Genomic DNA, 12,930 nt, shown 5'->3' with positions numbered 1-12,930 from the left:
CCAAAAATTGCATTGTTTGAAAAGTATCTCGCCCCTACACTACTGGTCAAGCATCCAGCCTGTGATTGAAGACAGCCACCCTCTGGCATCGCATTCGCCGGCCTTCCCTTCCACGTTTTCCTCTTTCAGGAGCACTCCATGGACGCACCCGTCAAGAACAACGCCGCCAATAGCGAAAAGGCCAAGGCCCTGCAGGCAGCCCTCGCCCAGATCGAAAAGCAGTTCGGCAAGGGCACCATCATGCGCCTGGGCGAAGGCGAAGCCATCGAGGACATCCAGGTTGTCTCCACCGGCTCGCTGGGCCTGGACGTCGCCCTGGGCGTGGGCGGCCTGCCCCGCGGCCGCGTGATCGAGATCTACGGCCCCGAATCCTCCGGCAAGACCACGCTCACGCTGCAGGTCATCGCCGAGATGCAGAAGCAGAACGGCACCTGCGCCTTCGTCGATGCCGAGCATGCGCTCGACATCCAGTACGCCCAGAAGCTCGGCGTGCACGTGCCCGACCTGCTCATCAGCCAGCCCGATACCGGCGAGCAGGCCCTGGAAATCGTGGACAGCCTCGTGCGCTCCGGCGCCGTGGACCTGATCGTGGTGGACTCCGTCGCCGCACTGACCCCCAAGGCCGAAATCGAAGGCGAGATGGGCGATGCGCTGCCCGGCCTGCAGGCCCGCCTGATGAGCCAGGCGCTGCGCAAGCTCACCGCCACCATCAAGAAGACCAACTGCATGGTCATCTTCATCAACCAGATCCGCATGAAGATCGGCGTGATGTTCGGCAGCCCCGAAACCACCACCGGCGGCAACGCGCTGAAGTTCTACGCCTCCGTGCGCCTGGACATCCGCCGCACCGGCACCATCAAGAAGGGCGACGAGGCCATCGGCAACGAGACCAAGGTCAAGGTGGTGAAGAACAAGGTCAGCCCGCCCTTCAAGACGGCCGAGTTCGACATCCTCTTCGGCGAAGGCATCAGCCGCGAGGGCGAGATCATCGACATGGGCGTGAACGCCCGCATCATCGAGAAGAGCGGCGCCTGGTACGCCTACAACGGCGAGAAGATCGGCCAGGGCCGGGACAACGCACGCGAGTTCCTGCGCGAGAACGCCGACCTGGCCCGCGAGATCGAGAACAAGGTGCGCGACGGCCTGGGCGTCTCGCTGCTGCCGCCCGTGGCAGCCGGCGCTGCGGCCGGCGACGAGGCCTGACACGCAGGGCCTCCGAAGCGCCGGCCTGCCGCCTTGCGCAGCGGGCCGGCGTGGCTGCGACTCCCATGGGTCTTTCTTCCCCCCTCTCCCTCAAGGGCCGCGCGCTGCGCCTGCTGGCGCAGCGCGAGCATTCGCGCTCCGAACTCGAGGCGAAGCTTGCACGGCATGTGCAGGAAGGCGACGACCTGCACGCGGTGCTCGATGAACTCCAGGCCAGGGACTTCATCAATGCCGGCCGCGTGGCCGAATCCGTGGTGCACCGCCGCGCGGCGCGGCTGGGCACGCAGCGCGTGGTGCAGGAACTGCGCGCCAAGGGGCTGGACGATGCGCTGGTGCGCGAGACGGCCGAGCGCCTGCGCGGCAGCGAGGCGGCGCGCGCCCTCGCCGTCTGGCGCCAGCGCTTCGGCACGCCCCCGGAAACACCCCAGGAGCGGGCACGCCAGATGCGTTTCCTCGCGGCTCGCGGCTTCCCGGGCGACGTAGTGCGGCGCGTGATCGGCGGCCGGATGGAGGCCGACGACGATCTGCCGGAATGAAGAAGCCACCATGGCGGCCCGCCCGGGCATCTGTGGCAGGCAAGAACGGCGCTACCCCAGCAGCCGTTCCGGATTCGCGTCGATCTTGGCCAGCGCGTCGCGCGTGGCGCGCATCGTGAGGGCTTCCTCTTCCTGGGGCACCAGCAGGCCCGCCTGCAGGTAGGCGGCCATCCGCCGCAACTGCAGCAGGTAGCTGCTGCCGTCCGGCGCCGCGAAAAGATGCAGCTGCCGGCGCTCGCTGTGCCATGCGTACTGCACCTGCGCCGAGGCCCCGTTGTGGTCCAGCGTGAACCACGCCCCCAGCAGCAGTTCGCGCGCCCAGGTCACCATGGCCTCGTCCACGGGCGTGCCGTTGTCCGCCGCGACGTGGATGGACGAGGCATCGATGCCCAGCATCATTTCCAGGTAGTCGGCGTCGAGCGGCATGTCACCCAGAGTGGCGTCGCTCATGTAGTCCTCGAGGTGGTCCAGTCGCCGGGCCATCGCGTCGATGTGCGCCTGCGGGATGGATGCCGTCTTGGAGAGGAATGCGTCGGCGAGCGTGTCGGTGAGGATCTTGATGTGCACGTCCTGCGGCGCGCCGGTCACGCCCAGCAGTTCCAGCCCCTGCCGCAGCCGCTGCAGCAGGCCCGGCAGGCTCTGGATGACCTGCGCGCGCTCCGCCCGCTGGGGCTTGGCGCTGGCGGCCCACACGAGGTCGGTGGCCGCCCGCTTGAACGCGGCGGTGTCCGCATGCTGCGCGCCACTGCGCACGGCCGACAGCGCCAGCACTTCGGCCCAGGTCTTGAACAGGAAGCTGCGGATCTCGTCGCGCACCGGCATGTCCTTGAGCAGGTTGCGCAGCTCGATGGTGTACTGGATCGCCATCGTCTCCTTCTGCTCCACCTGCTGCGCCACGCTCACGATGCGCGAGGTGGCCTGGGGCGCCGTGAGGAACCGCGAAATGAAGGCCTCGAACTCCGACAGCACCAGCTGGAACACCCGCTGTCCGGTTTCCGGATACTGCTCGATCACCTGCACCACGCGCCGGATCTCGGCCTCCAGGGCGCTGCCCTGGATCGCCGCGGTATCGAACCCCAGCACCACGCCGCCCATGCGGTCGATGAGCTGGCGGGCGGGATGCGCCATGTCGCTGAAGAACTCCGGCTCGGCCAGGGCCACCCGCAGCACGGGAACCTGCAGCCGCGCGAACCACACGCGCACCGCGGGCGGGATGCGGTCTTCGCTCAGGATGCTCTGGAACATCAGCGCGACCACCTCGATGATGGCCTTCTCGCCCGGCGTTTCCGCCTTGGCCTTGAGCTCCGCGGTGCGCTCGCGCGCAGCGCCTGCCACCTGCACCACTGCAGCGGGGCTGTGATAGTCCAGGACCAGGGTGGCGATCTCGCTTTGGTAGAAGCTGTCGGCCATCAGCCGCTGTTCCGCGAGTGCCTGCTGCAGCGCCGCCGACGCCGGTGCCGCCGGAGCAGGAGCATCGCCCGCAGCACCCGCCATGCGCCCGGCGCCCGAGGGGCTGAACGCCGCGATGGCCGGCTGCACGAGAATGCGGCGCAGCTGCCCCATCACGCCCTGCGCGCGCTGGCGGGCCCGGGCCAGGGGCGAGCCGTAGGCAGCGGCCTGCGTGCCTGCGAAACCCGAAACCCCGCCCGGCATGGTCCCCATGGGCCGGGAAGGAGCGCGCAATCCACCGCCGGTGGACGGGTCCCCGGCCTGCGGCATGGCCATGCCTGCCCCCACTCCGGAGACAGGAGGGGACCCCAGCCCTCCCTGTACCGTCGTCCCGCCCGTACGGCGCACGCGCGAACGCAGGTCGTCGTCCGGTCGCACGCCCTGCTCCTCGAAGAAGCGGACCAGGGCCTCGTATTGCGCGAGCACCAGCGCACCCAGGGCGCGCTGCAACGGCTCGAGCAGGGCCTGCAGGTCCGCGCGCAGCAGGCCACAGGCCACCCACGGATCCACGAGATGCAGGGCCAGGACTTCGGGGCGCAGGAGATCCCGTTCGCCGGGCTCCTCGCCTTCGAGATGCTGCAGGTGCCTGCGCACCGCGTCGAAGGCAGGGCCGGCCCGCTCCGCCACGGACAGGCCGATGCGGGACGCGAGGATCTTGTTTTCCACCACGTCGTCGCTCACCAGCTCGAGCCCTGCGAGCGAAAAGCCCCCGGACAGCGCGGCGCTGCGCGTGCTGGGGAGCGTGGTGACCGCATCGCGCAGCGACCGCGCCGCGCCGGCGATCCACGCACCATGGAACTGCTGGTAGCGCATCCACAGGTCGCGGCGCTCCTGCATGACGCGCTGGGTGGCCGTCAGCCCCATGAGATGGGTAGTGAACTCCTGGAGCTCGGCGTCCAGGCCGGGCAGGCCTTCGCCCAGTCCCTCGATGAAACGCTGGCGCCCCAGGCGGGCCAGGCGCCTCGCGTTCGACGGGAAGGTGGACGAAATCTCCATACGCCGCGGATTATGAGCGCGCTACAGGCCTGCCGGCATACGGGAATCTGCAGAGATCCAACGGACGATCCGCCCCGCGGAATTCCATCGGCCCAAATGCTAAACGGGCCGCTTGCGGCAGCCCGCGCGGAGCCGGAATGTGGCGTAAAAGCTCAGACCGCGGCCCCGGCGTTGGGATCGTTGGGGTCGCCTTCCTTGCGGGCCGGCGCCTTTACCAGATCCTCGCGCTTGATGCCCAGCCACATGGCGATGGCAGCGGCGACGAACACTGAGGAGTAGATGCCGAACAGGATGCCGATGGTCAGCGCGAGCGCGAAGTAGTGCAGGCTCGGGCCGCCGAAGAAGAACATCGACAGCACCATCGCCTCGGTGGAAGCGTGGGTGATGATCGTGCGGCTCATCGTGCTCGTGATGGCGTGGTCGATGACCTCGTGCGTGGACATCTTGCGGTACTTGCGGAAGGCCTCGCGGATCCGGTCGAAGATCACCACGGATTCGTTCACCGAGTAGCCCAGCACCGCGAGCACGCCCGCCAGCACGGCGAGCGAGAACTCCCACTGGAAGAACGCGAAGAAGCCCAGGATGATGACCACGTCGTGCAGGTTGGCGATGATGGCCGCGACGCCGAACTTCCATTCGAAGCGGAACGCGAGATACACCACGATGCCGACCACCACCATGGCGAGGGCCATGAGGCCGCCGTGCACGAGTTCCTCGCCCACCTGCGGACCGACGAACTCCGTGCGGCGCAGCGTGACGCCCGGGTCCTGCTCCTTGAGGGCCCCCATCACCTGCTCGCTCTGCTGCGCGGAGGTCGCCCCCTTCTGCACGGGCAGGCGGATCATCACGTCGCGCGAGGTGCCGAAGTTCTGCACGATCACGTCGGAGTATCCGAGCCGCGAGACGGCTTCGCGCACCTTGCCGGTGTCGGCCGCCTGGGTGTAGGCCACTTCCATCACGGTGCCGCCCGTGAACTCCACAGACAGGTGCAGCCCGCGCGTGAAGAGGAAGAAGACGGCCAGCGCGAAGGTGATGAAGGAAATCGCGTTGAAGACCAACGCGTGCTTCATGAAGGGGATGTCTTTTTTGATGCGGAAGAATTCCATGGCGTCTTCCTTCGGTCAGTTCGTCTTGGCCGGCACGGAGGGCACCGCCGGGGTGTCGGGACCGGGCTTCCACACCTGGCCAATGGACACGCTCTTGAGCTTCTTCTTGCGGCCGTACCAGAGGTTCACCAGGCCGCGCGAGAAGAACACGGCCGAGAACATGCTGGTCAGGATGCCCAGGCAGTGCACCACGGCGAAGCCGCGCACCGGACCCGAACCGAAAGCCAGCAGCGCCAGGCCGGCGATGAGCGTGGTCACGTTGGAGTCGAGGATGGTCGCCCAGGCGCGCTCGTAGCCCGCATGGATGGCCGCCTGCGGCGCGACGCCCGCGCGCAGCTCCTCGCGGATGCGCTCGTTGATCAGCACGTTCGAGTCGATGGCGACGCCCAGCGCGAGCGCCATGGCGGCGATGCCGGGCAGCGTGAGGGTGGCCTGCAGCATGGACAGCACGGCGATCAGCATGAGCACGTTCACCGACAGCGCGATGGTGGAGAACACGCCGAAGAGAGCGTAGTACACGCACATGAACACGGCGATGGCCACCATGCCCCAGACCACGCTGTGGATACCGCGGCTGATGTTGTCGGCACCCAGGCTGGGGCCGATGGTGAATTCCTCGATGATCTCCATCGGCGCGGCCAGCGAGCCGGCGCGCAGCAGCAGCGAGGTGTCGTTGGCCTCGGCCGTGGTCATGCGGCCGGAGATCTGCACGCGGCCGCCGCCGATCTCGGAGCGGATCACCGGGGCCGTCACGACCTCGCCCTTGCCCTTCTCGAAGAGCACGATGGCCATGCGCTTGCCGATGTTCTCGCGCGTGATGTCCTTGAAGATGCGCGCGCCCTTGGCGTCGAGCGTCAGGTTGACGGTCGGCTCCTGGGTCTGGCCATCGAAGCCGGGCTGCGCGTCGGTCAGGTTCTCGCCCGTGAGGATGACCTGCTTCTTGACGATGACGAACTGGCCGTTGCGGTCGGGGTAGCGCTCGCTGCCGAACGGCACCGGGCCGGAGCCCCGCTCGGCGCCGCGCGCCTCGGTGCTTTCGTCCACCATGCGCACCTCGAGCGTGGCGGTGCGGCCCAGGATGTCCTTGGCCTTGGCGGTGTCCTGCACGCCGGGCAACTGCACCACGATGCGGTCCGTGCCCTGCTGCTGGATCACCGGCTCGGCCACGCCGAGTTCGTTGATCCGGTTGTGCAGCGTGGTCATGTTCTGCTTCAGCGCCTGGTCCTGCACCTTGCGCAGGGCTTCGGGCTTGATGGTCGCGCGCACGATCACGCCCTGCCCGTCCGGGCTGGAGGTGGCCACGAGGTCGGGGAACTGGTCGGAGATGAGGTTGCGCGTGGCCGTGGCCGCGGCCTCGTCGCGCAGGCGCACCTCGATGGTCTGGCCGTCGCGGCTGATGCCGCCGTGGCGGATGTTGCGGTCGCGCATGAAAGTGCGCAGGTCGCCCGCGAAGGACTCGGCCTTCTTGGTGAGCGCCGCCTGCATGTCCACCTGCAGCATGAAGTGCACGCCGCCGCGCAGGTCCAGGCCCAGGTAGACGGGCTGCGCATGCAGCGCCGTGAGCCATGCGGGCGAACGGGAGACGAGGTTCAGCGCGACGATGTACTGCGGATCGCCCGCGTCGGGCACCAGGGCCTTCTGGATGACGTCCTTGGCCTTGAGCTGGGTGTCGGGCGTGTCGAAGCGCGCGCGCACCGAGTTGCCGTCGAGGCTCACCGCGTCGGGCGTGATGCCGGCGCCCTGCAGCGCCTCCTCGACGCGCCGCTGCAGCGAGGCATCGACCTTGACCGAAGCCTTGGCCGAGGACACCTGCACCGCGGGCGCCTCGCCGAACACATTGGGCAGGGAGTACAGGATCCCCACGAGCAGCACGACCACGAGGATCGCGTACTTCCAGACCGGATAACGATTCATGATCGCGCTCTTATCATCTCAGTTGACCACGGCGTGCCGCACCATCGGCGGCGCCTGGAATGGGCGCGGCGCAGGCCAGCAGACGCCGCGCAAGGGCCGCCCCGCCGCGCTGGCGTCGTCCCCCTTCCCGCGCGCAGCGCGAGAGAAGGGGGAAGCGGCGCAGCCGCTCAGGGGGTTGCCCCTCACTTCACCGTGCCTTTGGGCAGGACCTGGGACACGGAACTGCGCTGGACCTGCACCTCCACGCCCGAGGCGATCTCGATGTGCAGGAAGCCTTCGGACAGGCGCGTGACCCGGCCCAGGATGCCGCCGGCCGTCGCCACCTCGTCGCCCTTGGCGATCGCGTCGATCATGGCGCGGTGCTCCTTCTGGCGCTTCATCTGGGGCCGGATCATGATGAAGTACAGCACCACGAACATCAGCACCAGCGGCAGCATGCTCGTGAGCGAGGACATCATGCCGCCGGCGGGCGCGGCGGCCGGGGCGGTCTGGGCGAAAGCGGAAGAGATAAACACGGCTACAGGCTCCGGTGAAAAGAGGGTCGTCCGGTCCGTTCGACGGACCGATCGTGCACGCAGGGGCGCATGGGCGCCTGCCGCAGGGCAACAGGGGATTGTATGCGGCGTGTTTCAGCGACTTGGCGGCATAACCCGCGGGCCGTTGGGTTATGCCCGGGTTGCGCCCCATGGATCGTGATATTAAATATTTTGGTTCTCGCGCATAATATTTCCATAGAAATCTAAAGGAGCCTGCCATGGAACAAGCCATTGCCCAACCTGACCCCGGCCAGGTGCTTGCCAAGGCCACGGCCCGTGCGAGCCGGCTGCTCGGGATGAACGGGGTCATGCTGGCCAAGGCGCTGGGCCTGAGCGAACCCACGGTGTCGCGGATTCTCAAAGCGGAAAAGCCCATCGATCCGGCGAGCAAGGAAGGCGAACTGGCGTTGCTGCTCGTGCGCGTCTACCGTTCCCTGGATGCCCTGGTCGGCACGGACGACGGCAAGCGGCAGGCATGGATGACGGGATTCAACAAGGCCCTGGGCGGTGTGCCTTTGCAGATGGTCCAGCGTGTGGATGGCCTGGTGGCGACCCTGTCGTATCTCGACGCCATGCGTGCGCCAACATGAGCGCATGGGATCCGCGGTGGTTCGACGAAAGCCTGCGGTTGCGCCAGCTTCTGGTATGGCGCGGGGTGGAGTCGCAATACGCAGCAGCGACAGTCAGGCTGGTCGACTCCCTGGACGAGCAGGACTTGCTGGAGCAGATGTTGGAGGCCAGCAAGCCCCCCATCGCGAAAGAACGGCATTACCTGCTGTTCACGCCCTTCCGGTACACGCCACCGCATCCTCACCGGTTCCGCCCGGCCCATGAGCACGGACAGTGGTATGGCGCGAAGAATCAGGTGGCCGTCTGCGCCGAGATCGCCTACTGGCGCCACCGGTTTCTTCTGGACAGCACAGGCTTGCTGAACGAAGACCTGCTGACGGAACACACGCTGTTTCAGGCGCAGATGCGGGGCCTTTCGATCGATCTGATGCAGGAGCCCTGGAACCGCCGCAGGGAGCAATGGACCCATGGCAGCGACTACACCGCCACCCACGCCTTGGCCGCAGAGGCCCGCCACAGGGGCGTGCTATGGCTCAAGTACGAGTCGGTGCGAGCCCCCCATGAAGCCTGCGCCGTTGCATTGGTCCAGGACGCATTGTTCGAACCCCCTCAGGGGATAGACGCAACGCGCCAGCGATGGATCTGCAAAGCGACCCGGAGCAAGGTGATGCTGATCGGCGATGCCGATCGCTTCGAGTGGGATTTCTGAACTGGCAACCGGGGCCTCTTCCTCAGGCGCTCTGCCGCAGCGCCGCCCCGGCCGGGCCCAGGCGCCAGCGCGCCATCAGTCCTTGCCACTGCTTGCGGGCCGCTTCCAGGTGCCGCTCCTTCACGTGGCCATACCCGCGGATCTGTTCGGGAATGCGCGCGATCTCCACAGCCAGCGGCAGGTTCTCCGCCGTGAGCCCGGCCAGCAGCTCTTCGATGCAGGCGCGGTATTCCTGGATCAGCGCGCGCTCGGTGCGGCGCTCCTCGGTGCGGCCAAACGGGTCGAGCGCCGTGCCGCGCAGGCCCTTCATCTTCGCCAGCACGCCGAAGGCCTTGTGCATCCACGGACCATAGGCCTTCTTCACCAGTTCGCCGCGCTCGTTCTTCTTCGCGGTGAGCGGCGGCGCGAGGTGGTGCACCACGCGGTAGTCACCCTCGAACATGCCGGCGATCTTCCCAGCGAAGGCACCGTCGGTGTGCAGGCGGGCCACCTCGTATTCATCCTTGTAGGCCATGAGCTTGAAGAGGTAGCGCGCCACCGCCTCGGTGAGGCGGGTGGCGGATCCGAAGCGCGACTCGGCTTCCTGCACCTTCTGCACGAAGGCCCGGTAGGTGGCCGCGTAGGCGGCGTTCTGGTAGCCCGTGAGGAATTCCTCGCGGCGCGCGATGATCTCGGCGAGCGCGGGCTTTTTCGCGAAATGGATGACCTGCGCCGTCTGGAACAGCGCGCGTACCCCGGCCAGGTCGTGCGCGCAGCGGCGGCCCCATTCGAAGGCAGCCTTGTTGTTATCGACCTGCACGCCGTTGAGTTCCATGGCGCGCATCAGCGCTGCGCGCGACAGCGGCACGCGGCCCTTCTGCCACGCATAGCCCAGCATCAGGGGGTTGGTGTAGATGCTGTCGCCCAGCAGTTGCACGGCCACCTCTTCGGCATCGAAGCTGCCCAGCAGTTCATCGCCCACGGCCGAGGCGATGGCCGTATCGCAGTGCTGGCCCGGGAACTGCCAGTCGGGGTTGTTCACGAAGGATGCCGTGGGCGAGCCATGGTTGTTCAGCGCCACGAAGGTGCGGCCCGGCTGCATCGCGGCCATGGTGGTCTTGAGGGAGGCGACGATGGAGTCGCAGCCGATGATGAGGTCGGCCTTGGCGGTATCGACCTTGGTCGTGTAGATGGCTTCGGGGCGGTTGGCGATCTGCACGTGGCTCCACGTGGCTCCGCCCTTCTGGGCGAGGCCGGCGGCATCCTGCGTGATGACGCCCTTGCCCTCCAGGTGCGCTGCCATGCCCAGCAGCGAACCGATGGTGATCACCCCCGTGCCGCCGACGCCGGCCACGACGATGCCCCAGGCGGATTCGGCCGCGGGCAGCACCGGCTCGGGCAGCGGCGGCAGCGCCGACAGGTCGCCCTTCTTCTCCTTCTTCGGCTTCCTGAGCGTGCCGCCCTCGACAGTGACGAAGCTCGGGCAGAAGCCCTTCAGGCAGGAGTAGTCCTTGTTGCAGGTGCTCTGGTTGATGCGGCGCTTGCGGCCGAACTCGGTTTCCAGCGGCTCGACCGAGAGGCAGTTGGACTGCACGGAGCAATCCCCGCAGCCCTCGCAGACCAGCTCGTTGATGACCACGGTCTTGTCGGGCGTGGCGAGCGTGCCGCGCTTGCGGCGGCGGCGCTTCTCGGTGGCGCAGGTCTGGTCGTAGATGATGGCCGTGCAGCCGGGGACCTCGCGGAACTCGCGCTGGATGCGGTCCAGCTCGTCGCGGTGGTGCACCGTCACGCCCTCGGCGAGCGGCACGCCGTCGTACTTGGCGGGCTCGTCCGTCACGATGACCAGCCTGGCCACGCCCTCGGCCTTCAAGCTGTTCATGATCTGCAGCACCGAGTGGCCTTCGGGCCGCTCGCCCACCTGCTGGCCGCCGGTCATGGCCACGGCGTCGTTGTAGAGCACCTTGTAGGTGATGTTGGTCCCGGCTGCGATGCTCTGGCGGATCGCGAGCAGGCCGCTGTGGAAGTACGTGCCGTCGCCCAGGTTGGCGAAGACGTGCTTGTCCAGCGAGAACGGCTGCTGGCCCACCCAGGTCACGCCCTCGCCGCCCATCTGCGTGAAGGTGGAGGTGTTGCGGCCTGGCATCCAGTTCACCATGTAGTGGCAGCCGATGCCGGCCACGGCGCGCGAGCCCTCGGGCACGCGGGTGCTGGTGTTGTGCGGGCAGCCGCTGCAGAACCACGGCGTGCGGTCGCCCGTGTCGGCGGCGGTCTCGGCGAGCGAGCGCTCGCGTGCGTCGATCACGGAGAGGCGCGCGTCCATGCGCGCCACCACGTCGTCGGACACGCCGAGCTTCTTCAGCCGCCTGGCGATGGCGCGCGCGATGATCGCGGGCGTCAGGTCGGCCTTCGGGCGCAGCAGCCAGTTCTGGCTCGGGTTGGCCATGCTCCACTCGCCGCCGGAGTTGTCTCCCTCCACCTCGTCGAACTTGCCCAGCACGTTGGGGCGCACGTCGGCGCGCCAGTTGTAGAGCTCTTCCTTGAGCTGGTATTCGATGACCTGGCGCTTCTCCTCCACCACCAGGATCTCCTGCAGGCCCTGGGCGAAATCGCGCGTGATGGTGGCCTCCAGCGGCCAGACCACGTTGACCTTGTGCACGCGGATGCCCAGTTGCCGGCAGGTGGCGTCATCCAGGCCCAGGTCGATCAGGGCCTGGCGGGTGTCGTTGTAGGCCTTGCCGCTGGCGATGATGCCGAAGCGGTCCTGCGGCCCTTCGATGACGTTGTAGTTGAGCCGGTTGGCGCGGATGTACGCGAGGGCCGCGTACCACTTGTAGTCCATGAGGCGCGCTTCCTGCTCCAGCGGCGCATCGGGCCAGCGGATGTGCAGGCCGCCGGGAGGCATCGCGAAATCCTCGGGCAGCACGATGTTCACGCGGTCCGGATCGACCGAGATGCTGCTGGACGACTCGACCACTTCCTGGATGGTCTTCATGCCCGACCATACGCCCGAGAAGCGGCTCATGGCGAAGGCATGCAGGCCCATGTCCAGGATCTCCTGCACGCTGCTCGGGAAGAACACCGGCAGCCCGCAGGCCTTGAAGATGTGGTCGCTCTGGTGCGGCGCGGTGCTGCTCTTGCTGATGTGGTCGTCGCCCGCGATGGCGATCACGCCACCGTGCCTCGCCGTGCCGGCCATGTTGGCGTGCTTGAACACGTCGGAGCAGCGGTCCACGCCGGGGCCCTTGCCGTACCAGATGCCGAACACCCCGTCGTACTTCTTCTTGTCGGGATAGAGATCCAGCTGCTGCGTGCCCCAGACGGCCGTCGCGCCCAGTTCCTCGTTCACACCGGGCTGGAAGACGATGTGGTTCTGCGCCAGGTGCTTCCGGGCCGCCCAGAGCGCCTGGTCGTAGCCTCCCAGGGGAGAGCCCCGGTAGCCGCTGATGAAGCCGGCGGTGTTGAGCCCGGCCATGGCGTCGCGCTGGCGCTGCAGCATGGGCAGGCGCACGAGGGCCTGCACGCCGCTCATGAAGGCCCGGCCCTCCGGCAGCGTGTATTTGTCCTCGAGCGTTACTGTTTCGAGAGCGCGGCGAATATGTTCAGGCAGCGGGGCGTTCATCACACACCTCCTTCGCACACACGCTCGACGCCAAATCCACAGCGTGCGGCGTTGCCGCCCGCCGCGTCATTGTGTTGCAACCCGCGTTGCGGGTTGTCCTCGAGCGTTACTGTTTCGAGAGCGCGGCGAATGTGCTCGGGCAGCGGGGCGTTCATGAATGTCTCTCCATCATCGTCGGGGGGTGCCGCGGCCTCGTGGGCGCGGGCAGGGCGGCGCGCCCGGTGGGGCGGGCTTTGCATGCCAGTGTAGGTAGGAGCGCAGGATATGTCCTTTCGTTTTCGTGCCGTGTTTACCCTCGTTTCAGAAAGATCCT

General features: G+C 67.5%; 10 protein-coding genes. 4 read left to right on the top strand and 6 right to left on the bottom strand.

The features are described from left to right. Nucleotides 1-138: 138 nt before the first annotated feature. On the top strand, nt 139-1,203 hold the full coding sequence (gene recA / locus T336_RS0108085; protein WP_019703130.1) for a recombinase RecA: 1,065 nt from the start codon (nt 139-141) through the stop codon (nt 1,201-1,203). Nucleotides 1,204-1,268: 65 nt separating this feature from the next. Then, nucleotides 1,269-1,739: a recombination regulator RecX gene (gene recX / locus T336_RS0108080; RefSeq protein ID WP_019703131.1), complete on the top strand. Its 471-nt coding sequence runs from the start codon at nt 1,269-1,271 to the stop codon at nt 1,737-1,739. Nucleotides 1,740-1,790: 51 nt separating this feature from the next. Here recX and T336_RS0108075 read toward each other — a convergent pair whose 3' ends face one another. The 4 genes from T336_RS0108075 to yajC all read right to left on the bottom strand — a co-directional run bounded on the left by T336_RS0108075 (nt 1,791) and on the right by yajC (nt 7,719). Continuing rightward, nucleotides 1,791-4,184, bottom strand: coding sequence for a DUF1631 family protein (locus T336_RS0108075; RefSeq protein ID WP_026432155.1), 2,394 nt, complete (start codon nt 4,182-4,184; stop codon nt 1,791-1,793). A gap of 152 nt (nt 4,185-4,336) precedes the next feature. After that, nucleotides 4,337-5,290, bottom strand: a complete 954-nt coding sequence (gene secF, locus T336_RS0108070; RefSeq protein WP_019703133.1) for a protein translocase subunit SecF — start codon at nt 5,288-5,290, stop codon at nt 4,337-4,339. A 15-nt stretch (nt 5,291-5,305) separates the two neighbouring features. Continuing rightward, nucleotides 5,306-7,204, bottom strand: coding sequence for a protein translocase subunit SecD (gene secD, locus T336_RS0108065; protein ID WP_026432154.1), 1,899 nt, complete (start codon nt 7,202-7,204; stop codon nt 5,306-5,308). 182 nt (nt 7,205-7,386) lie between these two features. Beyond that, entirely contained in the window at nt 7,387-7,719 is a 333-nt protein-coding gene (gene yajC / locus T336_RS0108060) for a preprotein translocase subunit YajC (protein WP_019703135.1), read from the bottom strand. A gap of 239 nt (nt 7,720-7,958) precedes the next feature. Here yajC and T336_RS0108055 point away from each other — a divergent pair, with 239 nt between their 5' ends. Further along, the gene (locus T336_RS0108055) at nt 7,959-8,330 is read left to right on the top strand and encodes an MbcA/ParS/Xre antitoxin family protein (RefSeq protein ID WP_019703136.1); all 372 of its coding nucleotides are present in this window, start codon (nt 7,959-7,961) and stop codon (nt 8,328-8,330) included. Then, complete coding sequence (locus T336_RS0108050) at nt 8,327-9,019, top strand: RES family NAD+ phosphorylase (protein WP_019703137.1); 693 nt, start codon at nt 8,327-8,329, stop codon at nt 9,017-9,019. The genes T336_RS0108055 and T336_RS0108050 overlap by 4 nt, the downstream gene beginning before the upstream one ends. A gap of 22 nt (nt 9,020-9,041) precedes the next feature. Here the strand turns inward: T336_RS0108050 and T336_RS0108045 are convergent, their stop codons facing one another. Both T336_RS0108045 and T336_RS26570 read right to left on the bottom strand, forming a co-directional pair. Next, the gene (locus tag T336_RS0108045; RefSeq protein WP_026432153.1) at nt 9,042-12,617 is read right to left on the bottom strand and encodes an indolepyruvate ferredoxin oxidoreductase family protein; all 3,576 of its coding nucleotides are present in this window, start codon (nt 12,615-12,617) and stop codon (nt 9,042-9,044) included. Next, the gene (locus T336_RS26570) at nt 12,617-12,772 is read right to left on the bottom strand and encodes a hypothetical protein (RefSeq protein ID WP_156957816.1); all 156 of its coding nucleotides are present in this window, start codon (nt 12,770-12,772) and stop codon (nt 12,617-12,619) included. Before T336_RS26570 ends, T336_RS0108045 begins: the two co-directional genes overlap by 1 nt. Nucleotides 12,773-12,930 lie beyond the last annotated feature (158 nt).

Origin of the sequence: Paracidovorax oryzae ATCC 19882, from assembly GCF_000687165.1 — a bacterium.
Classification (GTDB): domain Bacteria; phylum Pseudomonadota; class Gammaproteobacteria; order Burkholderiales; family Burkholderiaceae_C; genus Paracidovorax; species Paracidovorax oryzae.
This window is presented reverse-complemented; position numbering and strand designations above follow the sequence as displayed.

Coding starts and splice junctions, on each gene's coding strand:
- recA (WP_019703130.1), top strand. CDS start 139: ATGGACGCACCCGTCAAGAACAACGCCGCCAATAGCGAAAAGGCCAAG.
- recX (WP_019703131.1), top strand. CDS start 1,269: ATGGGTCTTTCTTCCCCCCTCTCCCTCAAGGGCCGCGCGCTGCGCCTG.
- T336_RS0108075 (WP_026432155.1), bottom strand. CDS start 4,184: ATGGAGATTTCGTCCACCTTCCCGTCGAACGCGAGGCGCCTGGCCCGC.
- secF (WP_019703133.1), bottom strand. CDS start 5,290: ATGGAATTCTTCCGCATCAAAAAAGACATCCCCTTCATGAAGCACGCG.
- secD (WP_026432154.1), bottom strand. CDS start 7,204: ATGAATCGTTATCCGGTCTGGAAGTACGCGATCCTCGTGGTCGTGCTG.
- T336_RS0108055 (WP_019703136.1), top strand. CDS start 7,959: ATGGAACAAGCCATTGCCCAACCTGACCCCGGCCAGGTGCTTGCCAAG.
- T336_RS0108050 (WP_019703137.1), top strand. CDS start 8,327: ATGAGCGCATGGGATCCGCGGTGGTTCGACGAAAGCCTGCGGTTGCGC.
- T336_RS0108045 (WP_026432153.1), bottom strand. CDS start 12,617: ATGAACGCCCCGCTGCCTGAACATATTCGCCGCGCTCTCGAAACAGTA.
- T336_RS26570 (WP_156957816.1), bottom strand. CDS start 12,772: ATGAACGCCCCGCTGCCCGAGCACATTCGCCGCGCTCTCGAAACAGTA.